Below are 26,461 nucleotides of genomic sequence, written 5' to 3'. Positions count from 1 at the left end.
CCGCTCGCCATGGTTTTGCCGCAGCCCGCGGCCCTACCCGTCCTTACGACACGATTCCCCTCGCCTCGATCCGGCCCCGCGTCACGAGCAGCGGTGAAGGATCGACGCCCGCCGCCACATGGGCGGTGAAGCCCCCGGGACAGCGCGAGGCGACGCCAAGCGCCGCCTCGTGGGTTCTCGTTTCCAGGAAGACGCAGCCGCCGCTGCCGGACAGGCGTGCATGGCCGAAGCCTGCCAGCCAGTCGAGCGCCGCGGCCACCCGCGGATGGCGCGCGCGGACCACCGGTTCGAAGGCGTTTTCCGTCGAATCCCCGGAAACAAAGGATGAAATTGTCGCCCGCGGGGCGTTACGTGTCAATTCGGGAGCGGCGAACAGGGCCGCCGTGGGCACGTGTTCATGCGGGTCGACCACCACGTACCAGCGCCGGGGCAGCGGCGTGCGGGTGAGCCGTTCACCCACGCCCTCGGCCCAGGCCGAGCGGCCGCGGATGAAGACCGGCACGTCGGCGCCCAGTTTCAGCCCCAGCGCCGCCAGGGCGTCCTCGTCCAGGCCGGTACCCCAGAGCGTGTTCAGCCCGACCAGGACGGCCGCCGCATCCGAGCTTCCGCCGCCGAGGCCGCCGCCCATCGGGATGCGCTTGGACACGGCTATCTCGGCGCCCAGTGCCGTGCTCGTCTCCACCGCCAGAAGGCGGGCCGCGCGAATCGTGAGGTCGACGTCCTCGGGGACGCCCGCCACGGGCGTGGGGCGGGTGATCGCCCCGTCGGCGCGGACGCGCAGGCGTACCTCGTCGCCCCAGTCCAGCAGGCGGAACACCGTCTGCAATTCGTGGTAGCCATCCTCGCGGCGGCCCACGATACGCAGGAACAGGTTGAGCTTCGCGGGCGCCGGCCAGACGGTCCAGTCGCCCTCGGCCAATGGCTCAAGATCGCGGCTCATGAAGACGCGCAGGTGATCGGGAAAGCCATTCTCACGGTCGCGCGCCAGCGCCAGCGCGAACGCCGGGGCATGTTTATCGACGATCCGGAACCCATGCTTCGCATAAAACGGCGCGTTCCAGGGCACATCGACGAGCGTACCGAGATCCACGCGCGAGTAGCCCGCTTCGCGCGCCCAGGCGCAGGCGTGCTCAAGCAGCGCGGCACCGATGCCCTTGCCACCGAAGGCGGGCATCACGTCGATCTCGGCGATGCCGATGGCATCGGGCGCGCCATCGGAATCCAGGCAGACGAAACCCACGACTTCGTCGTTCACCGAAGCGACCCAGACCAGGCCCCGCGCGATCAACTGGCGGACGATGTCCGGCGGCAAGGCCATCTGCGAATACGACGGCCACGCCTCGTGCCCACGGAACAACTCCACTGCCGCGCGCTCGATCGCGCACAGGTGCTCGGCATCGTCGTCGCGGGCGCGGGTGATGGTGAAATGCATGGAGGGGAAGAGCCGGATCGGAAGGCGCGGAGTATACCCGTGCGCATTCCATGAGCCGTTCGCGGCTACCTGCCGAAGGACCAGTCCTCGATCGACAGGCGCACCTTGTACGGCGCTTTCTCCGCGAACACACGCACCGGCATCGGAGGTTGCCTCGCGGCATCCCATTGCCGGTAATCGACCGTCCAGCCATCCTGCACCAGGCGCGACGGCAGGCGGTCCGCGCCGAAGACGATGTCCGCGGGGCCCGTGTCGGCGCGCAGGCCCAGCACCCAGCGCCTGAGTTCGGTCATCGGAATTTGCCAGCCGACGGCGCTGGCCATGAGTGATTCCGCGTCGGGACCGCGGCGCGTGCCGCCGTCCAGGCCTTCCAGCTCGGCACCTTCCGGACCACCGGTGAGGCGGAAGCTGCGCCCGGTGACCGGGGCTCGCACGGTGAATTCATAGCGCTCGCCGTCCTGGCGCCAAGTGAGGCCGCCGGAACCGGAATCCTTGCCGTCGGAGACGGAGAGCCGGCCTTGCAGGGTCCAGTGATCGCTGTCGGCGAGGCTGCGCTCGCGTTCTTCCTGCATGCCGAGGGTGACGGCATCACCGGCCTGGTGGACTGGCGGGCGTGTGGTGGCGCAGGCGGCGAGCAGGAGGGCGATCGCTGCGAGTGGTAGGTGCCGGATCATCGGTGGGGGTTCGCGAAGGGGGATGAAGGCCGCGCTTCGCGGGAATCGCCGACAGGGTCGGCTCCCACCAAGAGCGGCGTGGCGAGGCCGTGTGGAAGCCAAGCGTGCCGGCGATCCGCGGCCTCCTGCATCGAGGCCTGATTTGGTGGGAGCCGCCCCCGTCGGCGATGGTGCTTGCGGAAACCCATCAAGGATTGAGCTTCCGCTCGGTCTTCTGCAGCGCGGCGTTCTTCGGGTCGATACGGCGCACTTCGTTCAACAGCTTGCGCGCCTCGTCATGCTGGCCACGGCTCCATAGCACCTCGGCGAGGTGCACGCCGATGTCGGCGTCCTTCCGCTGGGACCAGGCCCCTCGCAAGGTGCTTTCCGCCTGGTCGAGCTGGCCCTGGCGAAATTTCAGCCAGCCCCAGGAATCGGCCACGGAGGGATCGTCCGGCCGTGCGGCGCGGGCGGCCTGGATCAGGTTCTGCGCTTCGGCGAGGTCCCGGTCGTTATCCGCCAACGTGTAGCCCAGCGCGTTGCTGGCTTCGACATCGCCCGGCTTCAGTTCGAGCACCTTGCGGAAATCGGCGACGGCCTGGTCGATCCGGCCCGCCTCCGCGTAAGCGAGGCCCCGGCCGTAAAGCATCTCCGTGTCGTCGGGCTTCACGCGCAGTGCCTTGTCGTAGGCGTCCACGGCGGCATCGAACCGCCGGGCGTCCATGTACAGCTCGCCATCCACCGCGTAGGCCTTGCGTAGTTGCTCGGGACGGTCGGCATAGGTCGTTTGCAGTTCGGCCACGATCTCGTGAGCGTCTTCATCCTTGCCTTGCAGGTGAAGGATCACGGCGCTTCGCACCGAGGCGTCGAAGATGCGCGGGTCGTCGTCGCCCACGGCGGCATACCAATCGAGCGCGTCTTCCTGCTTGCCGAGCAGTTCCGCGAGTTGACCGAGGGTGAAGGCGTTGTCGGCCTGGACATCGTCCGGCTGCTTGCGGATCTCCTCGTAGAGCCGGCGGATGCCCGCCTTGTCGTTCCCGCGCGCGGCCAGGGTCATGCGCATGGCGTAGGTGTCGCCGTTCTGGGGACCGGTGGCGAGCAGTTTCGTCGCGCCCTTCTCGTCTCCTCCCTGGATCAGCAAGGTGGCGTAGGCGAGGCGCAGCCTCGGATTTTTCGGGTCCTTCGCCACGGCCTTGGCGAACAGCTTCTTCGCGCCATCCTTGTCGCCCGCGCGAAATTTCTGCTGACCCGCCCAGGCATACGTGGTGCCGTCGTGGAAACGGGCCAGCGCCGCGTCGCCGATGGTCCTGGCGTAGTCGTGGCGGCCAAGGTTCTCGCCCAGTTCGCTCATGGCCAACCAGGCGGTGGAATCATTCGGAAGGCGCTGCGGCGTGGCGATGCGCTCGAGCAGGACGCCAGCCTGGGCAGCGTCGCGGGCCGTCACCAGGATTCGGCCGAACTCCCGCCACGCATCGGGATCGCCCGTGGCGACCAGGGCTTCGAGCTGGCGTTGGGCCTCGGCCGTGTCGCCGCTGTCCAGCGCCATGCGCGCTCGCGCCGCGGCCAGCTCGGCTGGCTTCGCGCCCACCGCCGCCCAGCGGTCGAGCGCCTTGCCGGCACCCGGCTGGTCGTGCACGGCCAGGGCCAGCTCGGTGGCGCGCGCGGCCACCTTGGGGTCGTCGCTGATCTGCGCGGCCCGCCCGTAGGCTTCCGAGGCGCCCTTTAGGTCGCTATTGGCCAGGGCGAAGTCGCCGGCCATCAGCTGGGCCTGGAGGTCCCGCTCGGGCGGAACGATGGCCACCTGCAGGCGATCCAGCGGCTGAACGCCCGTGCGGGTCGCCTTCGGCGCCTCCACCGGGGCCGTGACGCAGCCACCGAGGGCCGCCGCCAGCACGGCCAGGACTACAAGATGCCGCACTTGCTTGAACTTGGACCGACCGCTCAGCACACTACTCTCCGTCATTCCCGATAGGCGTCTGCAAGCGCCAGACGTCTTGTGAGCGCACAATGCGCCCTTAGCTTAGCCGACGCCACTCAAGCCGAACCAAGCCCGTCATGCCACTCATCGCCCTCGGGCTCAATCACCTCACCGCGCCGGTCAGCCTGCGCGAGCAGGTGGCATTCGACGCCACGGTGGCACCGGAGGCGCTGGGCGACCTCACCCGGCAACCCGGGATCGAGGAGGCGATGATCCTCTCGACCTGCAACCGGACCGAGCTCTACTGCAGCGTCGCGGAAGGATTCGAGTCGGTGCCTGGCCAGTGGCTGTCCCGGCAACACAGGTTGACCCCGCAACGCCTCGACGAGTTCCTCTACCGGCACGACGAGCACGACGCCGTTCGTCACATGTTCCGCGTGGCCACGGGGCTCGACTCCATGGTGCTGGGCGAACCGCAGATCCTCGGCCAGGTGAAGGACGCCTACCAGCAGGCGCGCTCGGCGCAGAGCCTGCGCGCACCCATGGAGCGCCTGCTCCAGCACACGTTCGCGGTGGCGAAACGCGTCCGCACGGACACCCGCATCGGCGCGCACACGGTCTCCGTCGCCTACACCGCGGTGCGGCTGGCCGAGCAGGTGTTCACCGACCTCCGCCAGGCCTGCGTGCTGCTGATCGGGGCCGGCGAGACGATCGAGTTGGCCGCGCGACATCTTGCCGACAAGAGCGTGCGCCGCCTGATCGTCGCCAACCGTACCCTCGAGAACGCCCAGGAACTGGCCGGCCGTTACGGCGCGTACGCCATTTCCCTCGCGGACCTGCCGCGCCACCTGGCGGAAGCGGACATCGTCATCACATCCACCGCCTCGCGGCAACCCGTGGTGACCCGCGGCATGGTCGCCGATGCGATCGCCGCCCGCCGCCGCCGGCCGATGTTCATGGTCGACATCGCGGTGCCACGCGACATCGAAGCCGAGGTGGCCCAGCTCGACGACGTCTACCTCTATGGCATCGACGATCTCAAGCAGGTGATCGACGAGAACCGCCGCTCGCGCGAGCTGGCGGCCCGCGAGGCGGACGCCATCATCGACCTCCAGGTAGAGCGCTACATGGCCTGGCGCCGGGCCCTCAGCCTGCGCAACCCAGCCGTGGACATGCGCGTCGCCGCCGAGGCCCAGCGCGACGAGGTCCTGGCCAAGGCACAGGCCATGCTCGCCAAAGGCCGCTCCGCCGACGAAGCCCTCGCCTTCCTCGCCAACACCCTGACCAACAAGATCCTGCACACGCCCAGCGCACGCCTGCGCGACGCGGCCATGGCCGGCGATCTCGACTTGCTCCACGCGGCCGGCCGTCTCTACGGACTGGACCCGGACGACGACGTTTCCGCATGATGTACGGCTACAGCCGGACCTCGTGCCCCGAATGACTCCCTCGATCCGCCGCAAACTCGAAGCCCTCGCCGAACGCCACGAGGAAATCGGCCTACTGCTCGCGCAGCCGGACGTCCTCGCCGACGGCCAGCGCTTCCGCGACCTCTCGCGTGAATACGCCCAGCTCGAACCCGTCGCCTTGTCCCTTAAGGACCACGACCGGGCCGAGCGCGAACTCGCGGAATCCCGGGCGATGCTCGACGATCCCGAGATGCGCGATATGGCGTCCGACGATATCGAGCGCATTGAATCGCATCTGGCCCGGCTCGACAGCGAGTTGCAGATCCTGTTGCTGCCGAAGGACCCGCGCGACGAAGGCAACCTGTTCCTCGAAGTCCGCGCCGGCACCGGTGGCGACGAGGCGGCGATCTTCGCCGGCGACCTCTTCCGCATGTATGCGCGCTACGCCGAGCGCCAGCGTTGGCACGTGGAAATCCTCAACGCCAACGAAGGCGAACACGGCGGCTATAAGGAGATCGTCGCCCGCATCGAGGGACGTGGCGCCTATTCGAAGCTGAAGTTCGAATCGGGTACGCATCGCGTGCAGCGTGTGCCGGAAACGGAATCACAAGGGCGCATCCACACCTCCGCGGCCACGGTGGCGATCCTGCCCGAGCAGGACGAGGTGGACGACATCGAACTGCGCGACGCCGACCTGAAGGTCGATACCTTCCGTGCGTCCGGCGCCGGTGGCCAGCACGTCAACAAGACCGATTCGGCGATCCGCATCACCCATCTGCCAACCGGCACGGTGGTCGAGTGCCAGGACGAGCGCAGCCAGCACAAGAACCGCGCCCGGGCGATGAGCCTGCTGAAGGCGCGCCTGCTGGACGCGGAGCGCAGCAAGCAGAGCGCGGCGCAGGCGGAATCGCGCCGCCTGCAGGTCGGCTCGGGCGACCGCAGCCAGCGTATCCGCACCTACAACTACCCGCAGGGCCGGATCACCGACCACCGCATCAACCTCACGCTATACCGGCTGACGGAAGTGATGCAGGGCGATCTCGACGAGCTGATCGACACCCTCACCCGCGAACACCAGGCGGACGAGCTGCAGACGCTGACGGCGGGCGGGTAAGGGCGCGACGCGCCCTATCGCCGGCAGGGTCGGCTCCCACCACCAGCCTGGGGCCCTCCCCTGGTGGGAGCCGACCCTGTCGGCGATGGGTGCTCGCGCCACGCCAACCTTTCCTGCCCCACAATGCCCCTCACCTCCCCCGCGGAACACATCGATGGGCAAGAAAAGCAAGACTTACGACAAGGCGCTCGAAGACCTGCAAGTCGAACTGGTCGGCCTGACCCGCTGGTTGCGCGCCACCGGCAAGCGCATGGTGGTGATCTTCGAAGGCCGCGACGCCGCCGGCAAGGGTGGGACGATCAAGGCCATCACCGACAAGCTCGACACGCGCGCCGCGCGCGTGGTGGCGCTCGGCAAGCCGTCGCCGGGCGAAGACACGCAGTGGTACTTCCAGCGATACGTGGCGCACTTGCCACAGGAGGGCGAGCTCGTGCTGTTCGACCGCAGCTGGTACAACCGCGCCGTGGTGGAGCCCGCCATGGGCTTCTGCACCGATGAGCAATACGATGCCTTCATGAAAGCCTGCCCCACCTTCGAGAAGCAGCTCACCGACGACGGCATCCTGCTTTTCAAGTACTGGCTTTCCGTGGACCAGGACCAGCAGGAGGAACGCTTCGCCGAGCGCGCCGCCGATCCGCTGAAGCGCTGGAAGCTTTCCCCGGTGGACATGAAAGCGAGAGAAAAGTATGCGGAAATCGGCGACCTGCGCGACGCGATGATCGAGCGCACCGATACCCGCGACGCCCCGTGGTTCGTGGCCGACTTCAACGACCAGAAGACAGGGCGCCTCGACCTCATCCGGCACCTGCTCGATCAGGTGCCCGACAAGCTGTGCCCCGACAAGGAATTCCACCTGCCTCCGTTGAAGGGCAAGCCGAAGAAGGACAAGGTCACCCGCAAGGCCGCACGCGTTCCGAAAGCCTATTGACCCGCGGCGGCGCGCCTCCGCGCGGGCGCCCTGCGTGGCAGGCGCCCGTTGCGTGACAGCCGCAACCACTGGCGCAAGGCCAGCAAGCCGCCGATCGATTCGATCATCGCCGCCGGCACCCACATGATCACGCCGCCGATCAACTGCCCGGTCAACACGTTCAGCGTGAACGCGCGGCCGCAGATCTCGAAGATCGGATAGAGATCGGTCTTCGAGAAGGTGACGATGGCGCCGGCCACGATCTGCGGTGTCATCGTGATGCCCGGCGACAACACGCGCCAGCCGGGTGCCATCCGTCCCGGCGGCTTCGGCCGGTGGTCGAGCACCAGCCACCAGTAGGACAGGCCCGACAGCACCATCGACCAGTTCATGGCGCGATAGATGCGCCAGTCGAGCATCGCGAGGGTCTGCATGTCCGGAATCAACCAGACCAGGATCAGAGCGACGAAGAAGATCGTGACGAAGGCCGGGTTGAAGACGAACGCGGCGAAGGTCCGCCACGGCCAGGATCGTCCCGCGCGGCGCAGGTGAACGCGCCATGCGAACGGCAATCCCGCACGCAACGCGGTGCCCGGGTACGCCGCGATCAGGAGCAGCGGCGCGAGGTGATGCAGCAGCACCTGCTGGATGCGATGCATGAAGAACTCATGCTCGGCGAAATAATCGAAGTAGGTGTGCAAGGCGATGTAGACCATCGCCGTCCCCGCCCAGAACGCCACGCGCCGCTCCATCGGCACCCGCATACGGCGCGATCCACGCAGGTAGAGCCACGCCACCGCGACGAACACGGCCAGGAAGACCCAGGAAAACTCCCAGGGGACGATCCACTTCAGGACGCCGTCCAGCACGCGGGTCAGACCACGCGCCGGCTGCGACGCGTGCGCCGCCAGCCGTAGATGAGACCGATCAGGGCGACCAGCCCGGGCACCAGCACGATATTGATGAACTTCAGGCGCAGGCCCAGCGCGTCGATCTCAGCGTTGAGCTGGTGTTGCACGTCGCGGAGTTCCTTGCCGATCGCCAGCTTCCGTTGCAGGTACTGCTCCACTTCGCGGCGCTGCTCGGCGGTGGCCACCGTGGGCGTCGCGCCATTCTTGGCCGGCTGCAGTTCCGCGAGGCGCCGCTGGGTCTCGTAGAGTTCGTTCTCCAGCTCGCGCTTCTTGACCAGGAACTTGCGATCCGCCGCCGCCTGCAATGCGCGCACGCGGGTGAACGGCCGCTGGGAATTCACCCTGCCACGGATCGACAGCAGCGCCGTCGAGCCACCGAGGTTATCGACCAGGTTGGCCACGAAGTCGCCGTTGTTCGCGAAGGGCGTGAGCTGCTGCTGGCCGAGCAAGGGTTGCACGTCGATCCACAGGCGGTCCGACAACATGTCGGTGTCCGCCACCAGCACCACTTCGCCCGGTGCCGCGGCACGGTCGAGGTGGCCACGGTCGTGGCGTTCCGGGAAGGCGGTGCGGAAGGTGTCGCGCAGGCGTGCCGCGAGCACATAGCGTTCGTGCGTCGGCTCATAGTTCTCCAGCAGGCTCGTGGGATCGCCCGCGGCGTCGCGCACACGCTGCGAGGGCATCACGGCGGCTTCGTCCGAGGTCTGCACCAGGGGAATCAACCGCGCCTTCGTGTCGGTCGCCAGTTCGAAGAAACCCGCGGTGGAGAAATTCACCCGCTGCAGGCTCGCCGTCACCACGTCGTCGTGATTGAGGTCCTGCGTGCCCAGGCCCAGCATCGCGGGATGGCCGATGCTGTTGCCGTTGAGTTCGATGGTCAACGCCTGGGACCGGTCGAGCACCACCCTGGTCGGGTCGTAGACCACGCCCCAAGTCTCGAACAACCGGCGCAGGTCCGAATCGTGGTCGTCCACGATGCCGTGCGCGTCGACCATCGGCGCATTGTCCATTTCCGAGTCGGGATCGACGAACACCACCAGGTGGCCACCGTGCAGCACGTACTGGTCGATCGCGTATTGCGCATCTTCGGAGAGGCGCTTGGGATGGATGAGCAACACCACTTTCAAGGCGGGGTCGATCTGCTTCAGTCCGTCCGGGTCGAGGCTGGTCACGTCGGCCAGTTGATCCAGTTGCCGCACCACCGCCCATGCCGGCTCACCGATGACCAGGTTGCCCTCGACGGGCAGCGAACTGATCACACCCAGCCGCGGCTTCTGTGGCATGCCCAGTTCGTAGAGCAGTTTGGCTATGTCGTACTCGACGAACGGCTCGCGCGCGGGGTCGAAGAACGGAATCGCCTGCGGCGGCACGTCGCCCGTGCCTGCCGTGCCCACCAGCCCGAAAAACACCCGCTCGCCGTTGCTTCCGCCGCTGGCGGGCGAAAGGCCATAACTCTCGGCGGCATCTTCGTCGTCGGAATACGGCACCGGATCGATCACCTTGAGCCGGATGCGCCCATGCGCGCGCACCGCGATCTCGCGCAGCATCTCGTGCACGCGCTGCTCGTAGCTGCGCAGTTGCGGGAGGTCGCGGGTGGCGTGCTCGGAGAAATACAGGGTGAGGGTCAGTGGCTTGCGCAAGCTGTCCACGATGTTCTGCGTGCCTGGCGTCAGCGTGTAGATGCGATCCGCCGTGAGATCCATGCGCGCGGTGCGCAACGACATCGAACTGACCGCGATGACGACCAGGAAGAGACCCGCGATGGCGAACAACGCGAGCCGTAGCAGGAACGATCGTGAGAGGTGGAAGTGGCGCATGGTCAACGCGTCCGCTTCAGGTCGAGCACGACGACGCTCGCGGCCAGCCAGGCGACGATCGTGGCGAAGAAGTACACCAGGTCGCGCAGGTCGAGCACGCCACGCGCGATGGCGTTGGCATGCCGCGCGATGCTCAGTTGCCCCATCGCGCCGATCAGCTTGGGCGGTATGGAGTCCTGGAAGAAATCCAGCACCTGGGGCTGGCCGACGAGCAACAGCACGAAGCACACCGCGGCCGTGAGGATGAAGGCGATGATCTGGCTACGGGTGGCGGTGGACATGCAGGTACCGATCGCGATGAAGGCGCCCGCCATGAGCCAGCTACCGACGTAGCCGGCCAGCACGACGCCGTTGTCCGGATCGCCCAGGTAGTTCACCGTGATCCAGATCGGGAAGGTGAGCACGAGGCAGATGCCGATGAACGCCCACGCGGCCATGAACTTGCCCAGCACCGCCTGGGAGATCGTCACGGGCAGGGAGAACAGCAATTCGAGCGTTCCGGACGCACGCTCCTCGGCCCACATGGACATCGTCACCGCCGGCACCAGCACGAGGTACAACCACGGATGCATGTCGAAGAAGGGCTGAAGGTCGGCCAGGCCGCGATCGTAGAAATCACCCGTGTAGAAGGTGAGCAAGCCCGCGAGCACGAGGAAGATCACCATGAACACATAGGCCACGGGCGTGACGAAGTAGGCCCACAGTTCGCGGCGTGCGATCGCCAGTACGCCGGTCATGCCTGTGCTCCGCGCGGCTGCGTGGTGATCTGCCGGAAGACCTCGTCGAGACGGCCCCGCTCGAGCTGGATTTCGGACACTTCGAGGTTCTGCGTGCGCAGCAAGGCCTGTACCTCGTCCAGGATCGGTTGCCCCGCGCGCGGGAACACCGTCACGCGGCCGTCGAGCGGATCGACTTCCACGTTGGCCACGTTGGGAATGCGCGCCAGCATCTCGCGCGATACCGCGCTGCCCGCGGCGCTGAACGACACCGCGCCGTGGTAGCGCGAGCGTGCCTCGAGTTCCGCCGGCGTGGCATCGGCCAGCAGGCGGCCATTGGCGATGATCGCCACGCGGTTGCACAGCGCATGCACCTCCTCCAGAAGATGCGTGGAGATGAGGATCGTGCGCTCGCGGGCCATCGCGTCGATCAACATGCGGACCGAGTGCTTCTGGTTGGGGTCGAGGCCATCGGTGGGCTCATCGAGCATCAGCACCGGCGGGTCATGGAGGATCGCCTGCGCCAGGCCGACGCGGCGGCGGAGGCCCTTCGACAGCGTGCCGATGGTCTGCTCGAGCACTTCCTCCAGTTCCAGCCGCATCACCACTTCGTCGAAACGCCGGAACGCCACGTCACGCTCAAGGCCGCGCACCCGGATCATGAAGACGAGGAATTCGCGAATCGTCATCTCGCCGTAGCTGGGCGCACCTTCGGGAAGGTAGCCGAGCGCGCGCTTCGCCGCGAGCGGCTCCTTGCGGACGTCGTGGCCGCATACGCGCGCGGTGCCCGAGGTGGGCGTGAGGAAGCCCGCGATCATGCGCATGGCGGTGGACTTGCCCGCGCCGTTCGGTCCGAGCAGGCCGAGCACCTGACCCGGCTCGGCGCGCAGGGTCAGGGAATCGACCGCTGTCAGCGGGCCATAGCAGCGGGTAAGTCGTTCGGTTTCGATCATCGGCTGGCAGTGTAGCTGTAGCTAAGGAATCGCCGACAGGGTCGGCTCCCACAGACCACAAAAAAGCCCCGCCGTTTCCGGCGGGGCTTTCAGGCATCGGGTCAGCGCGATTTACTGCGCCGCGGCCGTGCTGGCCGGGGCCGGTGCGGTACCCGCCGGAGCGGGCGCGCTGCCTGCCGGGGCGGGAGCCGTGGACGAACCGGCCGGAGCCGCTTCTTCCAGGCCCGGCTGCTTCATGCCGGCTTCCTGTTCCGGGGTCTGATCCGGCACATCGCCTTGCAGCGGCAGGTAGATCTCGAACTTCTGTTCGTCGTAACCCTCGATCGTGCCCTTGTTGTTCACCGGCGCCTTCACCTGGATGTCGTAGGCGCGGTAGGTCACGTCGTCGTACTTGTAGCCGTGGGTCTGCGAGTAGGCCGCGAGCATCTGGCGGGTCTGCGGCAGGCCGGCACCGGTGCCGTTCCACTCGGCCTTGAGGGCCTTGCCACCGAAGGCGAGCACGGCCTTGACGTTGCCGTCGACGACGATGCGACCGTACTTGTCCTTGCTGCCCGGCGCAGCCGTATCGGCGGCGGCCGGCGCGGTGGCGGCGGTCGAAGCCTCGGCAGGGGCGGCGGCGTCCAGCGACGGACGCTGGGCGGCGGTGATCTCGACGTCCTGGCCGTTGAGCTTCAACGTGGTCGAATCGATCTCGGCCGCGACGTCGAACGTGTAGTTCTGATCGCCCCAGTTCGTGGTGAAGGTGATGCGGGGGCTGACGATGTTCACGCCCAGCTTCTTCGCCGCGGCCTGGATCTCGGCCATCGCCTTGTCCGACGCGGTGTCGACGTCGTCGAGCGTGCGCGGTGCGGTGGTGGAGACGAACAGGATCGGCTTGGCCGGCTGGTCCGCGATCGACGGCACCATCTTGCTGTAGTCGATGTTCGGGATCGCCGCCATCAGGTTCTGCAGGTTCGACAGGCTGAACTGGATCAGCGCGTCCGGATCGCCGTGGATATACAGGTTGGAGAAGCGGCTGATCAGGTTGAAGCCGTACGAGACGTCATACGACCAGTTCACCTTCACGAGCTTCTGGCTGCGGCCGGTGCGCTCGAGCTTGATGGTGAACTTCTTGTCCTCGCCACGCCAGGCGTTGTCGAGGTTCCAGACGATGGTGCCCTTGCCGGCCTCGGAGATCTGCGCGAAGCCCGGATCGATCGAAGCGATCTCCAGCGAGCCGTCGCCGACCTTCGGGTCGCCCGCCTTCCAGGCGATCTTGGCACCGGGGCCATAGGCCTTGCCGGACAACTCGAACTGCACCTTGGGGTCGAACGACCGCAGTACGGTGTAGTCAGGGAAGCGGCGGAAGTTGCTGAAAACGTCGTAAACCTGACGCAAGTCCTTGCTGATCAGCATTTCGCGCTCGACATGTCCGGTCGAGGGCATAGCTACGCCGACCACGACACCGAGTACGGCGACGATGACGAGGGCGACAATAAATTCTAACAGACGCGTCATTCCACGGTTCTCCGAACGTCTTACGAACAGGTTCCGCGCGCGGCCATGGACGCCGTGCGCTCACCCCTGAAGAATCGGCCCGTGGCAGGGGTTCGCCCGCGCCGAAAGAGCCGATGGTACTTGCTCGCGGCGGCGAACGCCATTGGGTCCCCTGCCCTTTTTCGCAAGCGCGCACAAGCGGATTTTCGGCCGGAGTGACGGGCTTTGCGCCGAACGTGTCGGCGCGGACTCAGACGATTCCAAGTTCCAGGGCCTTCAGGACGGCGCGGGTACGGTCGCGAACCCCCAGCTTGGAAAGGATGTTGGACACGTGATTCTTCACGGTGCCCTCTGCCACGCGCAACGAATTGGCGATTTCCTTGTTGCTGTAGCCGCCCGAGAGCAACCGCAGGATCTCCGTCTCACGCTCGGTGAGCGGGTCGGGCTGCTCCAGGCTGGAGAACTGGTTCTGGATGCGCCCCACCCCGGCCAGAAGGCGCTGGGTCACCATGGGCGCGACCAGCGAGCCGCCCGCGGCCACCGTGCGCACGGCTTCCACCAGCTGGTCGAGCGACACGTCCTTCAGCAGATAGCCGCGCGCGCCCGCCTTCAGGCCGGCCAGCACCAGCTGGTCGTCGTCGAAGGTGGTGAGGATGATGGTCGGCGGCAGTTCGTTGCGCCCGCCCAGTGCCTGGAGCACCTCGAGACCGCTCATGTTCGGCATGCGCAGGTCGAGCAGAACCACGTCCGGGCGCACCTGTGGAATGGTCTGCACCGCCTGCGCACCATCGGCGCATTCCGCGACGACACGGATGTCGCCGGCGAGGTCGAGCAGGGAACGAATGCCCTGGCGCACCAGGTTCTGATCGTCGACTAGGCAGACGGAGATCATCGGAGATCCTCGGAAGGAACGGAGAGTTTGGCACGCGACGGAGCACCGGGCTCGTCGTCGAGCAAGGGGTCGAGGACGGGCCGCGGTGGCGCGTGCGCGAGGGTGGATTCCTCGCCCAGCGGCAGGCGCGCGGTGAGCGCGAAGCCGCCGGCGGGGTCGGTACGGAAGGTGACGCTGCCGCCGAACTCGGCCAGACGCTCGCGCATGCCGGTCAGGCCGTTGCCCGGCCTGAACTCGCCGGTGCCGCGGCCGTCGTCGCGGGCGTCCAGGCAGAGTTCGTCCGGCCCGGTGTGGCGGAAGGTGAGCCACAAATGGCGCGCGTTGGCGTGGCGAACGGTGTTGGTGAGGATTTCCTGCGCGCAGCGCAGCAGCATCTGCGCGCGGCGCGGATCCTCGACCCCGAAGCGCGGCGGCACGCTCAGCCTCACGTCGAGGCCCGGCACGCCTTCGGTGAGGCTGCGCAGGGCCTGGGTCAGGTCGATGGCATCGTCCTGGCGCAGCTCGCTCACCACTTCGCGGACATCGGCCAGCAGCTGCTTGGCCGTGCTCTGCGCCTTCAGCACGTGCTCGCGGGCGGTGTCGTTGGTCAGATGGCTGGCCACCTCCAGGTTCAGGCTGAGCGCCGTGAGGTGGTGGCCGACCAGGTCGTGCAGGTCCCGCGCGATGCGCATGCGCTCGGCGATGCGGGTGGATTCCGCCAGCAGGGCCCGGGTCGCGCGCAGTTCCGAGTTCAGCCGGCGCAGTTCCTCCCGCTCGTCGGCCTGCTGGCTGGCGACCATCGAGGTGATGAAGACGAGGGCCGAGAAACCGAAATACAGGCAGGCCTGCATCAGCGACTGGATGAACGAGAAGCCCGGCACCTCCAGGAACACGGGCACCAGGGCCAGATGGGCCACCACCATCCACGCGATGCCCATCGGCAGGCTCACCAGCCATGGCACCACGGTCGCCACGATGATCAGCAGCAGGGCAGCCACGCCGCTCTTGCTCAACACGCCGATGGCCAGGGCGGTCCCCGTGAGGATCACCAGGACGGCCACCCGGGTCGCGCCATCCACCCGCGAGCCGAGGTTGCGGGTCAGCAGCCAGTACACCAGGCCGAAGACGAGGTAACAGGCGGTCCACGAAAGCAGCGCCACGTCGCCGATCTGCCCCGGCTCGTGACCGGCGCGCTGCATCGACAGCGGCAGGCCCACGCACAGGAAGACGAAGTACGTGGCGTACCTGAGCAGGCGGACGTGATTGAACTGGACCTTGGACATGCCCGCATCATAGGGCTTCACGCGGTCCGCACCACCTGACTGAAGTCACGTGCGCGCTCACGGCAAACACCGGCTTTACAACGGTTTTACATCCAGGCCGCGCTCCCCGGCGGGGCCGGAGCGTGCCATAATGCCGCGCATTCGACGGCCCGGCGGCCGTCTCATTCCAAGAACACTCAAGCGGAGCAACGAATGGCCCTTGCCATCCGCGACGTGTGCGAGCACGACCTGGATGCCGTGCTGGCACTCAACAACGAGGCAGGCACCGGCATCCTCGCCACGGACCTCGCCCGCCTGCGCCACCTTTACGAAATCGCCCACTACTTTCGTGTCGCCGAACAGGACGGCCGCATCCTCGGCTTCCTGATCGCCATGCGTCCCGACGCCGAATACGCCAGCCCGAACTTCCGCTGGTTCCAGGTCCATTACGACAGCTTCGTGTACATCGATCGCATCGTGATCGCGTCCGAATCGCGCGGTCATGGGCTGGGCCGGATTTTTTATTGCGATGTACAAAGCTATGCCGAGGTACGTGTGCCGCTCTTGACCTGCGAGGTCTTCCTCGAACCACGCAACGACCAGACCGTGCTGTTCCACGGCACCATGGGCTTTCAGGAAGTCGGCCAGCAGACGATGGGCGACACCGGCCCGAAGGTGAGCCTGCTCGCCCGCGAACTGCCCAGCTTCCCCTTCGTGCGCGAGCGCTATCTCGAACAGGGTGGACTGCCGCCCGTCGAATGGCTGGCCGAGCGCCATCGCCCCGTCGATCGCCAGGGGGTGGTCGCGTGAACGCCCGCGCCGAATCCCTCGAAGCCGCCTGCGACCTGCGCTTCGGCCAGGTCGGCATCGCCTGCGTGCGGGTGCGACGCGTCGATGCCGCCGCCCTCGTGGAGGAGCTGGAGCGCCGCGTGCGCGCCGCGCCGCAGATGTTCTCCCGCGCCGCGGTGGTACTCGATCTTTCGCACCTTTCGAAGCTGCCGGACGACGGCATGGTCGATGCCCTGCTCGAGGCCATCCGCAGCGCCGGCATGTTGCCCGTGGGCATCGCGTACGGCACCAGCGAGACCGAAGCCCTCGCCGAGCGCATGGGCCTGCCCCTGATCGCCAAGTTCCGTGCGCAGTACGAACCCGGCCAGGGCGACGCGCCTCCGGCAGCACCCGCCAGGGCCCGCGCGGAACCCGCCCGCGGCGCGGCGCCGGACCAACCCGCCGTCGAAAGCGCCGGCACCATCACCGCGCAACACCACGGCGGCAGCACCGTGCGCTCCGGGCAGCAGGTGTACGCCCGCGACCGCGACCTGGTGGTCACCGCCACGGTCGCCAACGGCGCCGAAGTCATCGCCGACGGTTCCATCCACATCTACGGCAGCCTGCGCGGCCGTGCCATGGCCGGCGCACAGGGTGACGAATCGGCACGCATCTATTGCTCGGACTTCCGCGCCGAACTGGTCGCGATCGCCGGGCACTACCGCGTGTTCGAAGACATGCCCAAGGAATTCGAAGGCCAGCCCGTGCAATGCTGGCTCGACAATGGAAAACTCATGATCGCGCGGCTGTGACGCAGCCGCCGTCGCTGGCAACACTCGGAGACATCTCTTGACTGAAATCATCGTCGTCACCTCGGGCAAGGGCGGAGTCGGCAAGACCACCACCAGCGCCTCCCTCGCCACCGGCCTCGCCATGCAGGGCAAGAAGGTGGCCGTCATCGACTTCGACGTCGGCTTGCGCAACCTCGACCTCATCATGGGCTGCGAGCGCCGCGTGGTGTACGACTTCGTCAATGTCGTGCACGGCGAAGCCACCCTCAAGCAGTCGCTGATCAAGGACAAGCGCCACGAGAACCTCTTCGTGCTCGCCGCCTCGCAGACGCGCGACAAGGACGCCCTGACCCAGGAAGGCGTCGAGAAGGTCCTCGACGAACTGACCAAGGAAAACTTCGACTTCGTCGTCTGCGATTCCCCGGCCGGCATCGAGAAGGGCGCGCACCTGGCGATGTACTTCGCCGATCACGCCGTGGTCGTGGTCAATCCGGAAGTCTCCTCCGTGCGCGACTCCGACCGCATCCTCGGCCTGCTCTCGAGCAAGACCCGCCGCGCCGAAAAGGGCGAAGGTCCGGTCAAGCAGCACCTGCTGCTCACGCGCTACAACCCCAATCGCGTCGAAGCCGGCGAGATGCTCAGCGTCAAGGACGTCGAGGAGATCCTCGGCATCTCGGTGGTCGGCGTCATCCCGGAATCTGAAAACGTGCTCGCCGCGTCCAACGCCGGCGTGCCGGTGATCCTCGACGACAACTCGAACGCCGGCGCCGCCTACAAGGACACCGTCGCCCGCATCCTCGGCGAAGAGCGTCCGCTTCGCTTCCTCGAGCCGGTCAAGAAGGGCTTCCTCAAGCGCGTATTCGGAGGTTGAGCATGGGTATCCTCGATTTCCTGAAGCGCAAACCCGAAGCGACCGCGGGCGTGGCCAAGGAGCGCCTGCGCATCATCGTCGCCCAGGAGCGCTCGACGCGCGGTGGCCCGGACTACCTGCCGCTGCTGCGCAACGAGCTGCTCGAAGTCATCCGCAAGTACGTCAACGTCGACGTCGAGGCGGTCAACGTCAGCCTCGAACGCGACAGCGGGCACGAGGTGCTGGAGCTTTCCGTCGCCCTGCCCGATGGCAAGGTCGCGGGCAAGCCGGCCGCTTCGGCAAGCTGATCCACCGATGGTCGAGTATCCGGCCGGGGCCGTCACGCCACCCGGCATCGATCCCGCCGACGCCGTCCTGCGCGTCGGCGAGATCGGTTTCGACGAACCGCGCAGCCTACTCGAACGGCATGGCCTCGCACTCGTGGCCATCGCCGACGGCGAAGCCATTCCCGGCAGTTTCTGGGGCGACACCGAGGCCGGCATCATCGGCACGACCGTCTACGCCCGTGCCGACACGCCGGTGCACTCACTGCTCCACGAAGCGTGTCACCTTCTCGTGCTTCCCGAGGAGAAACGCGCGCTGGTGCACACGGACGCCACCGATTCCATCGAGGAAGAAGACGCCACCTGCTACCTGCAGATCGTCCTCGCCGGTGAGCTACCGTCGGTAGGTTCCGCTCGCCTGATGGAAGACATGGACCGCTGGGGCTACACCTACCGCCTGGGTTCCACCCGGGCCTGGTTCGAACACGACGCCGCCGAAGCACAGGCCTTCCTCCGCGCACGCGGCCTACTCGTCGGCTGAACCGACCAGACAGCTACTTGAGGTGGCAGTCGCCTAAGGTGGGAGCCGACCCTGTCGGCGATGGGTGCTTGCCGAAACCTGGCCCGCTGTCGCGGGATCGCCGACAGGGCTGGTTCCCACCTGGGCCGTTTCCATCCTGGCAGCACGGGCGAGGCCGCGGCGTTCGAGGTGGAGATAGGAAACCCAGGCCGCCAGTCCGAGCAGGCAGAGCGACGTGGTGCCGATGCCCAGGGTCAGCATGCTGCCGGAGAGCGCCGGTGAAAGCACGCCCGCGACCAGGGCCGTGAGGATCAGGCTGCCGAAGGCCTGCACCGAGGACACGCCGCCGCGCTGCTCGGGAAAACGGTCCAGCAGGAGCAGGGTCAGCGTCGGGAAGGCAAGCTGAACCCCGCAGCCGTAGAGCAGCAGCGGTACCGTCGACCATGGCACGCGCGGCGCATCGAGCGTCAAGGCGAAAGCCAGGTTGAGGGCGCACGAAGAGAGCATCGCCGCATAACCCCACGCGACGGTTCGCCCCGGGCTCACCCGCCCCGCCGCGCGGCCGGAGATGAAGGCACCCGTGACCATGCCCGTCACCACCGGCACGAACAGCCAGGGAAATCCGTCGGCGCCAAGGTGCAGCAGGTCGCGGATCACGTGGGGCGCGGAGGCGATATAGAGGAACAAGCCGGCGAAATTGACCGAACTCGCCAACGCCAGCGGCCAGAACGGCATGTCGCGCGCGATACGAAGATACCCGGCAAGCAGCGGACGCGGAAGAAACACGGTGCGCCGCTCCCCGGGATGCGACTCCACGAGAAAATACGCCACGCCGAGGGTCAACGCCGTCGTGAACGCCGACAGGGCCCAGAAGATGCCGCGCCAGCCGTCGATGCCGAGCAACCACGCCCCGACGATGGGAGCGATCGCCGGCGCGATGCCGAAGATCATCATCACCTTGGACATCATCCGCTGCGCTTCCTCGCCGTGCATCGTGTCGCGGACGACCGCGCGTCCGACCACGATGCCCGCGCCACCGCACATGCCCTGCAAGACTCGGCAGGACAGGAGGAAGCTGAAGCTCGGGGCCATCGCGGCGCCCACCGAGGCGACGGTATAGATGGCCATGGCGATGACGATCACGGGCTTGCGTCCGTACGCGTCGGAGAGCGCGCCGTGGAACAGGCTCATCACCGCGTAGGCAAGCAGGTACACGCTGAGCAACTGCTGCAGGGCGACATCGCCCACCGCGAAGTCGCGGCCGATATCGGGGAAGCCCGGAAAAATGGCGTCGATCGAGAACGGCCCGATCATCGACAGGGCCGCGAGCAGCAAAGGCAGGTGGCGACGCGGATCGCGGGTCGCGGAGGACATGGTCCTGCAAGGCCGTGCGGGGGAAGTCTTGCGAGTATAGCGGCTGGCGGCCAGGCGCTCGCCGTGGGGCGGGCGAAGGCTCATAATCGATCCATCGATCTCCATCGGGGGTAACGTGGGTTACACCGGTTTCCTCGCCGTCGGGATAGGCGGCATGCTGGGTTGCTGGCTGCGCTGGTGGCTGGCCGTCGTATTCAACCCCCTGTTCCCCACGCTTCCGTTGGGGACCCTTGCCGCCAACCTGATCGGCGGCTTCCTCATGGGCGTGACGCTCGGCGTCTTCGACCATTTCCAGACGCTGCCCGTCGAGGCGCGGCTGCTGGTCGCCACCGGTTTCCTCGGTGGCCTCACGACTTTTTCGACGTTCTCGGCCGAGACCACGGCCCTGCTGCTGCGCCAGCAGTACGGCTGGTTCGCCGCGCACGTCGGGCTCAACCTGGTCGGATCGATCGCCATGACGATCGCCGGGCTGGGTATCGCACGCGGAGTATTGAAGCACTTCTAACCGGCGCAACGCCGCGCGGGGCGGCGAGAGGGTCACCAGGGAATCAATCGATGAACCACGATTCTTCTTCTCTCAAGACACGTGCACAGGACCTCCTCGAACAGGCGGGGGTCACCATCGGCGGCGACCGCGCCACCGATATCGTCATCCACGACGAGCGCACCTACGCCCGCGTGTTCGCGCACGGCTCGCTCGGACTGGGCGAGTCCTATATGGACGGCTGGTGGGACGTCGTCGACATGCCCGGCTTCTTCACCCGCGTGCTGTCGTCGCACCTGGACGATTCGTTGCGTACGCTCGACACGCTGATCGCCCACCTCAAGGCGCGTTTCCTCAACCTCCAGCGTGGCGAGCACGCCTGGGAGGTGGGCCGCCAGCACTACGACCTGGGCAACGACCTGTTCGAGGCCATGCTCGGCAAGCGCCTGGTGTACTCCTGCGGCTACTGGGCCCAGGCGGACAACCTAGACGACGCGCAGGAGGCCAAGCTCGACCTGATCTGCCGCAAGCTCCGGCTGAAACCGGGCCAGCGCATCCTCGACATCGGCTGCGGCTGGGGCGAGGCCCTGAAGTTCGCCGCGGAGCGTTACGGCGTCAGCGGTGTCGGCGTCACCATATCGAAGGAGCAGGCCGAGTACGCCCGCGCGTTGTGCAAGGATCTGCCGGTGGAGATCCGCCTGCAGGATTACCGCGACCTGGACGAGCGCTTCGACGCCATCCTGTCCGTCGGCATGTTCGAGCATGTGGGCGGCAAGAACTACAGGAACTGGTTCGAGGTGGCCCGGCGCTGCCTGCGACCGGACGGCCTGGCGTTGCTTCACTCCATCGGCAGCAACGGCGCGCCGGGGCGGCCGGACCCGTGGATCGAGAAATACATCTTCCCCAATTCCGTGATCCCCGCCATGAGCCAGGTCGCCTCCGCACTGGAAGGGCTCTTCGTGGTCGAGGACTGGCACAACTTCGGCGCGGACTACGACCGCACCCTGATGGCCTGGACGGCGAATTTCGAAGCGGCGTGGCCACGGCTTTCAGCGAGTTACGACGAACGCTTCCGGCGCATGTGGCGCTTCTACCTGGGTTGTTCGGCCGGCGTGTTCCGTAGCCGCCGCGACCAGTTATGGCAGCTCACCCTGTCGCCCCAGGGCGTGCCGGGCGGCTACCGGGTCCCGCGCTGACGTCTCCATGACTTCCCGCCCCTTAGGGTCGGGGCATGAAGCCACAAAGCGTTGCCCGCGACGAGGTCGTGGAAACCGATGTCCCCGCGCGGCTCGACCGCCTGCGCTGGGGGCGCTTCCATACCCTCGTCGTCGTGGCGTTGGGCATCACCTGGGTGCTGGACGGGCTCGAGGTCACCATCACCGGCTCGATCGCCGGCGCGCTGAAATCGAGTCCGGTGCTCCATCTCACGGATACCCAGGTCGGCCTGGCAGCCAGTCTCTACCTGGTCGGCGCGGTGGCCGGCGCGCTGTTCTTCGGGTGGCTGACCGACCGCCTGGGCCGGAAGAAGCTGTTCACCGTGACATTGGGGCTCTACCTCGCCGCCACCGCGGCCACCGCGCTCTCCCCTGACTTCGTGACCTTCGCCCTCTTTCGCCTGCTCACCGGCGCCGGCATCGGCGGCGAGTACGCCGCGATCAACTCGGCGATCCAGGAGCTGATTCCCGCTCGCTACCGCGGCCACACCGACCTGGTGATCAATGGCAGTTTCTGGCTCGGCGCGGCCGCAGGCGCCCTCGGCGCGGTGGTCCTGCTGGACTCGGGCTGGGTGTCCGCGGAGATCGGTTGGCGCCTGACCTTCGGCTTGGGCGCCGTGCTCGGCCTGGGCATCCTCTTGCTCCGGCACTGGATTCCGGAGAGTCCACGCTGGCTGATGCTGCGCGGACGCATCGCCGAGGCGGAGGCCATCGTCGCCGACATCGAGCGGCGCATGGACGTGGCGCCGCCGGACCGTCCCCTGGCACGGCTTCGATTGCGGCCGCATGGGCTGACCATGGCGGACGTCGCCTCCACCCTGTTCCGCCTGTACCCCCGGCGGACCGTGCTCGGGCTGGTGCTGATGGCCACCCAGGCCTTCTTCTACAACGCGATCTTCTTCACCTACGCGCTGGTGCTCGGCCGTTTCTACGGCGTCGCCGACGCCGACGTCGGCCTCTACCTGTTGCCTTTCGCGGCGGGCAATTTCCTGGGCCCCCTGTTGTTGGGAAGATTGTTCGACAGCGTCGGTCGCCGCCCCATGATCGCCATCACCTATGCGATGTCGGGCCTGCTGCTGTTCGCCACCGCGTGGCTGTTCGTGCACGGCATGCTCGATGCCCGCGGCCAGACCATCGCCTGGAGCGTGGTGTTCTTCTTCGCCTCGGCCGCGGCGAGTTCGGCCTATCTCACGGTGAGCGAAAGCTTTCCACTGGAACTGCGAGCCCTGGCCATCGCCCTGTTCTATGCCTTCGGCACGGCCCTGGGCGGCGTCGTGGGCCCGTGGCTGTTCGGCAGCCTGATCGGCACCGGCGAACGGACAGCCATCGGCTGGGGGTACGCCCTGGGCGCCTTGCTCATGATGGTGGGCGCGGCCGCGGCGGTCCTGCTCGGCATCGCCGCCGAACGCCGCTCACTGGAAGACGTGGCCGCGCCACTGGGGCGTGCCGACTAGGCGGGCGGGCGCGAGGCCACGCCTGAACGTGCCACGGTTCACGCATCACTCGACGCGGACAGCACTTTCGCCGCCGTACCGGTAAAATGCCCACCTAACCCATCCAGTCAGTCCACCAGGGGAATACAGGGCGTGCAGCAGCGTAACTTCGAGGTATCGGTGGTCCAGCCGGGCGGTAAGGTCGCCATCGAGATCGAGTTCAACGAAAAGGTGCACGGGCTTTCCGGCGATACCGTATGGCTATCGCTCGAAGACGACACGAGCCGGGAAGACGCCGAGGCGCTACGCGCCTTGCTCGAGCGGATCGGTCACCGCATCACGGTGACGAACGTACGCTCCTGACCGGCGTGGCGGTGTCCGTCACGGCCACCGCCAGCGGAACCACCTTCGGCGACAGCCGGTGGTTCACGCCGTGCACCTTGCCGCAACCGAGGCAATGCCGGGTCATGCCCAGGCCGTGCCGGGCCGCGCGTGGCACGCCGAGCAGGCATCCGCACACGTAGCACCCGGCGATCGCGCCGCGCTCCCACAGGCGAAGACGCACGGTCTGCACCGCGGCGACGGTCAGCGCTATCGCGAGTCCGCCGGCGAAAGTCCAGCCCGGCAGGTTCGAATAGAGGGAAAGGGTCCCGAAATCGCCTGGTAACTGCTGCGCGGCCTTCAGGCCCGCGGCGGCGAGCGCGCCACCCGCCAGGGCGAGCACGCCCGGCAGGTAGGCCCGAAAATACATGCGTCCCGCGTACGACATGGCACTCCCCTTCCCCAGCCGGATCCTCCCGGCCGGGCCAGAGTGTCGGTACGCGGGTCTACCGATCGTGAACGGCGGGCATCAGGCCTTCGCCGACTCGCCGAACGAGGGCGGGCGGTCGGCCATGGCCTTGCCGAAGGATTCGTTCGGCGTGTCGCCCATGACGAAGCTCAATGTGCCGCCGGCGGCCAATTCCCCGTGTGGAATCCAGCTCTTCGTCCACGGCTTGCCGTTCCAGCTCACCGACTGGATATACGGGCGGCCGGGGCCGTTGTCCTTCGTCTCGATCACCAGGGTACGGCCACCGCCGACCTGCACTTCCGCGCGGTCGAGCAGCGGGCTGCCGAAAACGTAGTTCGTGCTGACCGGGTCGACGGCGTAGAGGCCCATGGCGCTCATCACATACCAGGCGCTCATCTGGCCGCAGTCCTCGTTGCCGGGCAGGCCATCGGGCTCGGGCAGGTACATGGTCTCCAGCAGCATGCGCACGCGCGCCTGCGTCTTGTGGTGCGCGCCCGTGTACGCGTAGAGATAGGGCATGTGGTGCCCTGGCTCGTTGCCGAAGGCGTACTGGCCGACCATGCCGGCGATATCCGGCGGCGCGTTGTCCGGCAGGGTCGGGTCGACGTTGAACAAGGCGTCGAGCTTCTTCTCGAAGCCTTCCTCGCCGCCGAACAGGCCCATGTAGTTGTACACATCGTGCTGATTGAGGAAGGTGGCCTGCCACGCGTTCGATTCGGTGAAGTCGCGCCAGCGGCTGGAGTGACCGATGGCGATCGGATCGAACGGCTGAAGCCAGGTGCCGTCCTCGGCGCGCGGACGCATGAACTGCGTGTCCTTGTCGAACACGTTGCGGTAGTTCTGCGAGCGCTTGCGCAGCAGCGACGCGTCGTCGGCATGGCCGAGCGCTTCGGCCATATGCGCCACCGCCCAGTCGTCATAGGCGTATTCGAGCGTCTTGCTGACCGCCTCGCCTTCCTTCTCGCTGGGGATGTAGCCGAGCTTGCGGTAATACGTCAGGCCGAAGTAGTCGTCCTGCATGGCGCGGCGACGGAACACCGGCCAGGCTTTCATGTAGTCGATGCCGGTGAAGCCCTTCGCCTGTGCCTCGGCCAACACCACGGCGGAGTGGTAGCCGATCATGCAGACCGTCTCCACGCCCTGTAGCGGCCATACCGGCGCGCCACTGGGGCTTTCCACGGCGAGGCGGACGAGTCCGTCGACCAGGTCGGGCACGCGCTCGGACTGGTACAGCGTGAACAGCGGATGCTCGGCGCGATAGGTGTCCCACAGCGAATAGGTGCTGTAGTTGTGCCGGCCTTCGGGCAGCGTGTGCACCGCGCGGTCCATGCCGCGGTAACGGCCGTCGATGTCGCTGAACACGGTGGGCGCGAGCATGGTGTGATACAGCGAACTGTAGAACGTGCGCTTCACCTTGTCCGACGACGAGGCGATGCGGATCTTCGACAGCTCGCGCTCCCACTCCGCTTCGGCCGAGGCACGCACGCCGTCGAAATCCCAGGCCGGAATTTCACCGTCGAGGTTGCGCATCGCGCCATCGATGTCCACGCCGGAAATGCCGACCTTCACCAGCAAGGGCTCGCTCGACGCCTTGTCGAAATGCAGGGCTGCCTTGAGATGGTCGCCCTTGGCGGTGGTGGTGCCCTTCGGCAACGACTTGTCGTTCTCGTAAAGCGTGGCGCTGGCGATCGGGCGCGAGACTTTCATCGCGAAGTAGATGACACGGCCACTCGCCCACTGGTACACACGCCGCCCACCGACGATCGTGTCGTTGCCAACCAGCTTCAGCTCCACGTCGCTGAGACGGGTCGGCTTGTCCATGTCGTCCTGGTAGCCGTGCGTCATGTCCAGCAGCAGATGGGCGTCGCCATCCTTGCCGAAGGTGTAGCGGTGCATGCCCGCGCGCAGCGTGGCCGTGAGCTCGGCGAGGATGTCGTGCTGGGTGAGCTTCACCCGGTAGTAGCCCGGGTGCGCCGCCTCGTTCGAGTAATGCGAACGGTAGCCCTTCACGCCCGTCTTGTAGCCTTTCGCGGGCTTGCCGTCGCCCTGGCGTTTCGCATCGAAGCGGGATGTGTAGTTCACGCCGTCGAAATCGCGGTCACCCGGCTGCAGGCGAACGGGGCCCATCGAAGGCATCACCAGGAAGTCGAGCATGTCGGCGGCGCCGGTGCCGGACAGGTGCGTGTGCGAGAAGCCCATGATCGAGCCGTCGCCCTGGTGGTAGCCGGACGAGGCGTCCCACTGCGCGTTGTACGTGTCCGGGCTCAGCTGGACCATGCCGAACGGCCGCGTCGCACCGGGAAAGGTGTGACCGTGGCCGCCCGTGCCGACGAAGACGTCGACGTAACGCAAGACGCCCCCCGCAGCGGTGCCGCCGCTGGCGGAAGACGCGTCCAGGCCTTCTTGCACGCCACTGGCCAGGGCGGTGAGGGAACCGACCTGACCCAGCGCCGTAAAGGCGGCCATTCCTTGCAGAAAACGTCGACGGGTAACCATGAATCGCTCCAGTTCGGG

The 26,461-nt window shown here is 67.1% G+C and carries 25 protein-coding genes; 12 read left to right on the top strand and 13 right to left on the bottom strand.

What is annotated here, in order from left to right; translation table 11 throughout:
* Nucleotides 1-43: 43 nt before the first annotated feature.
* The 3 genes from ispE to QFZ41_RS14165 all read right to left on the bottom strand — a co-directional run bounded on the left by ispE (nucleotide 44) and on the right by QFZ41_RS14165 (nucleotide 4,033).
* Entirely contained in the window at nucleotides 44-1,432 is a 1,389-nt protein-coding gene (gene ispE, locus QFZ41_RS14175; protein ID WP_429199358.1) for a 4-(cytidine 5'-diphospho)-2-C-methyl-D-erythritol kinase, read from the bottom strand.
* A gap of 65 nt (nucleotides 1,433-1,497) precedes the next feature.
* Nucleotides 1,498-2,106: a lipoprotein insertase outer membrane protein LolB gene (gene lolB / locus QFZ41_RS14170; RefSeq protein WP_429199357.1), complete on the bottom strand. Its 609-nt coding sequence runs from the start codon at nucleotides 2,104-2,106 to the stop codon at nucleotides 1,498-1,500.
* 187 nt (nucleotides 2,107-2,293) lie between these two features.
* Nucleotides 2,294-4,033 carry a tetratricopeptide repeat protein gene (locus QFZ41_RS14165; RefSeq protein WP_429199356.1) on the bottom strand — a complete coding sequence of 580 codons (1,740 nt, stop codon included), beginning with the start codon at nucleotides 4,031-4,033 and terminating at the stop codon, nucleotides 2,294-2,296.
* A gap of 107 nt (nucleotides 4,034-4,140) precedes the next feature.
* Here QFZ41_RS14165 and hemA point away from each other — a divergent pair, with 107 nt between their 5' ends.
* The 3 genes from hemA (at nucleotide 4,141) to ppk2 (ending at nucleotide 7,454) form a co-directional block, all read left to right on the top strand.
* Nucleotides 4,141-5,412 (top strand): glutamyl-tRNA reductase, encoded by a 1,272-nt coding sequence (gene hemA / locus QFZ41_RS14160; RefSeq protein WP_429199355.1) that lies wholly within the window; start codon nucleotides 4,141-4,143, stop codon nucleotides 5,410-5,412.
* Between the two features lie 31 nt (nucleotides 5,413-5,443).
* On the top strand, nucleotides 5,444-6,526 hold the full coding sequence (prfA, locus tag QFZ41_RS14155) for a peptide chain release factor 1 (RefSeq protein ID WP_371023377.1): 1,083 nt from the start codon (nucleotides 5,444-5,446) through the stop codon (nucleotides 6,524-6,526).
* Between the two features lie 154 nt (nucleotides 6,527-6,680).
* The gene (gene ppk2 / locus QFZ41_RS14150; protein WP_429199354.1) at nucleotides 6,681-7,454 is read left to right on the top strand and encodes a polyphosphate kinase 2; all 774 of its coding nucleotides are present in this window, start codon (nucleotides 6,681-6,683) and stop codon (nucleotides 7,452-7,454) included.
* Here the strand turns inward: ppk2 and QFZ41_RS14145 are convergent.
* From QFZ41_RS14145 to QFZ41_RS14115, 7 genes are all read right to left on the bottom strand, one after another.
* Nucleotides 7,448-8,302: a cytochrome c oxidase assembly protein gene (locus tag QFZ41_RS14145; RefSeq protein ID WP_429199353.1), complete on the bottom strand. Its 855-nt coding sequence runs from the start codon at nucleotides 8,300-8,302 to the stop codon at nucleotides 7,448-7,450. The two genes, ppk2 and QFZ41_RS14145, sit on opposite strands and share 7 nt — an antisense overlap.
* 5 nt (nucleotides 8,303-8,307) lie before the next feature.
* Nucleotides 8,308-10,161, bottom strand: a complete 1,854-nt coding sequence (locus tag QFZ41_RS14140; RefSeq protein ID WP_429199352.1) for a GldG family protein — start codon at nucleotides 10,159-10,161, stop codon at nucleotides 8,308-8,310.
* Nucleotides 10,162-10,163: 2 nt separating this feature from the next.
* Nucleotides 10,164-10,898, bottom strand: coding sequence for an ABC transporter permease subunit (locus QFZ41_RS14135; RefSeq protein WP_429199351.1), 735 nt, complete (start codon nucleotides 10,896-10,898; stop codon nucleotides 10,164-10,166).
* Nucleotides 10,895-11,830 (bottom strand): ABC transporter ATP-binding protein, encoded by a 936-nt coding sequence (locus QFZ41_RS14130; RefSeq protein ID WP_429199350.1) that lies wholly within the window; start codon nucleotides 11,828-11,830, stop codon nucleotides 10,895-10,897. Before QFZ41_RS14130 ends, QFZ41_RS14135 begins: the two co-directional genes overlap by 4 nt.
* 111 nt (nucleotides 11,831-11,941) lie before the next feature.
* Nucleotides 11,942-13,327, bottom strand: a complete 1,386-nt coding sequence (locus QFZ41_RS14125; RefSeq protein WP_429199349.1) for a polyketide cyclase — start codon at nucleotides 13,325-13,327, stop codon at nucleotides 11,942-11,944.
* Between the two features lie 229 nt (nucleotides 13,328-13,556).
* Nucleotides 13,557-14,198: a response regulator gene (locus tag QFZ41_RS14120; RefSeq protein WP_306849782.1), complete on the bottom strand. Its 642-nt coding sequence runs from the start codon at nucleotides 14,196-14,198 to the stop codon at nucleotides 13,557-13,559.
* Complete coding sequence (locus QFZ41_RS14115; RefSeq protein WP_429200249.1) at nucleotides 14,195-15,460, bottom strand: sensor histidine kinase; 1,266 nt, start codon at nucleotides 15,458-15,460, stop codon at nucleotides 14,195-14,197. Before QFZ41_RS14115 ends, QFZ41_RS14120 begins: the two co-directional genes overlap by 4 nt.
* 192 nt (nucleotides 15,461-15,652) lie before the next feature.
* Between QFZ41_RS14115 and QFZ41_RS14110 the strand changes: the two genes are divergently transcribed.
* From QFZ41_RS14110 to QFZ41_RS14090, 5 genes are read left to right on the top strand one after another with little or no spacing between them, the layout of a single operon-like run.
* On the top strand, nucleotides 15,653-16,249 hold the full coding sequence (locus tag QFZ41_RS14110; protein WP_429199348.1) for a GNAT family N-acetyltransferase: 597 nt from the start codon (nucleotides 15,653-15,655) through the stop codon (nucleotides 16,247-16,249).
* Complete coding sequence (gene minC, locus QFZ41_RS14105; protein WP_429199347.1) at nucleotides 16,246-17,019, top strand: septum site-determining protein MinC; 774 nt, start codon at nucleotides 16,246-16,248, stop codon at nucleotides 17,017-17,019. The genes QFZ41_RS14110 and minC overlap by 4 nt, the downstream gene beginning before the upstream one ends.
* A gap of 37 nt (nucleotides 17,020-17,056) precedes the next feature.
* Nucleotides 17,057-17,869 carry a septum site-determining protein MinD gene (minD, locus tag QFZ41_RS14100; RefSeq protein ID WP_429199346.1) on the top strand — a complete coding sequence of 271 codons (813 nt, stop codon included), beginning with the start codon at nucleotides 17,057-17,059 and terminating at the stop codon, nucleotides 17,867-17,869.
* 2 nt (nucleotides 17,870-17,871) lie between these two features.
* Nucleotides 17,872-18,156, top strand: a complete 285-nt coding sequence (gene minE, locus QFZ41_RS14095; protein ID WP_429199345.1) for a cell division topological specificity factor MinE — start codon at nucleotides 17,872-17,874, stop codon at nucleotides 18,154-18,156.
* 7 nt (nucleotides 18,157-18,163) lie between these two features.
* Nucleotides 18,164-18,673 carry a hypothetical protein gene (locus tag QFZ41_RS14090; protein WP_429199344.1) on the top strand — a complete coding sequence of 170 codons (510 nt, stop codon included), beginning with the start codon at nucleotides 18,164-18,166 and terminating at the stop codon, nucleotides 18,671-18,673.
* Nucleotides 18,674-18,706: 33 nt separating this feature from the next.
* On the opposite strand, the gene QFZ41_RS14085 is transcribed toward QFZ41_RS14090, so the two are convergent.
* A complete protein-coding gene (locus tag QFZ41_RS14085; RefSeq protein ID WP_429199343.1) occupies nucleotides 18,707-20,026 on the bottom strand; it encodes a multidrug effflux MFS transporter in 1,320 nt (439 codons plus the stop codon).
* Between the two features lie 115 nt (nucleotides 20,027-20,141).
* Between QFZ41_RS14085 and crcB the strand changes: the two genes are divergently transcribed.
* The 4 genes from crcB (at nucleotide 20,142) to QFZ41_RS14065 (ending at nucleotide 23,520) form a co-directional block, all read left to right on the top strand.
* Entirely contained in the window at nucleotides 20,142-20,531 is a 390-nt protein-coding gene (gene crcB, locus QFZ41_RS14080) for a fluoride efflux transporter CrcB (protein ID WP_429199342.1), read from the top strand.
* 50 nt (nucleotides 20,532-20,581) lie between these two features.
* Nucleotides 20,582-21,706, top strand: a complete 1,125-nt coding sequence (gene cfa / locus QFZ41_RS14075) for a cyclopropane fatty acyl phospholipid synthase (RefSeq protein WP_429199341.1) — start codon at nucleotides 20,582-20,584, stop codon at nucleotides 21,704-21,706.
* Between the two features lie 35 nt (nucleotides 21,707-21,741).
* Nucleotides 21,742-23,178, top strand: coding sequence for an MFS transporter (locus QFZ41_RS14070; RefSeq protein ID WP_429199340.1), 1,437 nt, complete (start codon nucleotides 21,742-21,744; stop codon nucleotides 23,176-23,178).
* Between the two features lie 132 nt (nucleotides 23,179-23,310).
* A complete protein-coding gene (locus QFZ41_RS14065) occupies nucleotides 23,311-23,520 on the top strand; it encodes a hypothetical protein (RefSeq protein WP_429199339.1) in 210 nt (69 codons plus the stop codon).
* On the opposite strand, the gene QFZ41_RS14060 is transcribed toward QFZ41_RS14065, so the two are convergent.
* On the bottom strand, nucleotides 23,495-23,926 hold the full coding sequence (locus QFZ41_RS14060) for a hypothetical protein (RefSeq protein ID WP_429199338.1): 432 nt from the start codon (nucleotides 23,924-23,926) through the stop codon (nucleotides 23,495-23,497). The genes QFZ41_RS14065 and QFZ41_RS14060 overlap by 26 nt on opposite strands.
* Nucleotides 23,927-24,007: 81 nt before the next feature.
* Nucleotides 24,008-26,443: a GH92 family glycosyl hydrolase gene (locus QFZ41_RS14055; RefSeq protein ID WP_429199337.1), complete on the bottom strand. Its 2,436-nt coding sequence runs from the start codon at nucleotides 26,441-26,443 to the stop codon at nucleotides 24,008-24,010.
* Nucleotides 26,444-26,461 lie beyond the last annotated feature (18 nt).

Origin of the sequence: Luteibacter sp. W1I16 (assembly GCF_050434905.1) — a bacterium.
Lineage (GTDB): Bacteria > Pseudomonadota > Gammaproteobacteria > Xanthomonadales > Rhodanobacteraceae > Luteibacter.
The sequence above is the reverse complement of the archived record's forward strand: the minus strand, read 5'-3'. Positions and strand labels throughout refer to the sequence as shown.

What these genes read in the sequence shown, in the direction of transcription:
- ispE (WP_429199358.1), bottom strand. Translation starts at nt 1,432, where the DNA reads ATGCATTTCACCATCACCCGCGCCCGCGACGACGATGCCGAGCACCTG.
- lolB (WP_429199357.1), bottom strand. Translation starts at nt 2,106, where the DNA reads ATGATCCGGCACCTACCACTCGCAGCGATCGCCCTCCTGCTCGCCGCC.
- hemA (WP_429199355.1), top strand. Translation starts at nt 4,141, where the DNA reads ATGCCACTCATCGCCCTCGGGCTCAATCACCTCACCGCGCCGGTCAGC.
- prfA (WP_371023377.1), top strand. Translation starts at nt 5,444, where the DNA reads ATGACTCCCTCGATCCGCCGCAAACTCGAAGCCCTCGCCGAACGCCAC.
- ppk2 (WP_429199354.1), top strand. Translation starts at nt 6,681, where the DNA reads ATGGGCAAGAAAAGCAAGACTTACGACAAGGCGCTCGAAGACCTGCAA.
- QFZ41_RS14140 (WP_429199352.1), bottom strand. Translation starts at nt 10,161, where the DNA reads ATGCGCCACTTCCACCTCTCACGATCGTTCCTGCTACGGCTCGCGTTG.
- QFZ41_RS14135 (WP_429199351.1), bottom strand. Translation starts at nt 10,898, where the DNA reads ATGACCGGCGTACTGGCGATCGCACGCCGCGAACTGTGGGCCTACTTC.
- QFZ41_RS14130 (WP_429199350.1), bottom strand. Translation starts at nt 11,830, where the DNA reads ATGATCGAAACCGAACGACTTACCCGCTGCTATGGCCCGCTGACAGCG.
- QFZ41_RS14125 (WP_429199349.1), bottom strand. Translation starts at nt 13,327, where the DNA reads ATGACGCGTCTGTTAGAATTTATTGTCGCCCTCGTCATCGTCGCCGTA.
- QFZ41_RS14120 (WP_306849782.1), bottom strand. Translation starts at nt 14,198, where the DNA reads ATGATCTCCGTCTGCCTAGTCGACGATCAGAACCTGGTGCGCCAGGGC.
- QFZ41_RS14115 (WP_429200249.1), bottom strand. Translation starts at nt 15,460, where the DNA reads ATGTCCAAGGTCCAGTTCAATCACGTCCGCCTGCTCAGGTACGCCACG.
- QFZ41_RS14110 (WP_429199348.1), top strand. Translation starts at nt 15,653, where the DNA reads ATGGCCCTTGCCATCCGCGACGTGTGCGAGCACGACCTGGATGCCGTG.
- minE (WP_429199345.1), top strand. Translation starts at nt 17,872, where the DNA reads ATGGGTATCCTCGATTTCCTGAAGCGCAAACCCGAAGCGACCGCGGGC.
- QFZ41_RS14090 (WP_429199344.1), top strand. Translation starts at nt 18,164, where the DNA reads ATGGTCGAGTATCCGGCCGGGGCCGTCACGCCACCCGGCATCGATCCC.
- QFZ41_RS14085 (WP_429199343.1), bottom strand. Translation starts at nt 20,026, where the DNA reads ATGTCCTCCGCGACCCGCGATCCGCGTCGCCACCTGCCTTTGCTGCTC.
- cfa (WP_429199341.1), top strand. Translation starts at nt 20,582, where the DNA reads ATGAACCACGATTCTTCTTCTCTCAAGACACGTGCACAGGACCTCCTC.
- QFZ41_RS14070 (WP_429199340.1), top strand. Translation starts at nt 21,742, where the DNA reads ATGAAGCCACAAAGCGTTGCCCGCGACGAGGTCGTGGAAACCGATGTC.
- QFZ41_RS14060 (WP_429199338.1), bottom strand. Translation starts at nt 23,926, where the DNA reads ATGTCGTACGCGGGACGCATGTATTTTCGGGCCTACCTGCCGGGCGTG.
- QFZ41_RS14055 (WP_429199337.1), bottom strand. Translation starts at nt 26,443, where the DNA reads ATGGTTACCCGTCGACGTTTTCTGCAAGGAATGGCCGCCTTTACGGCG.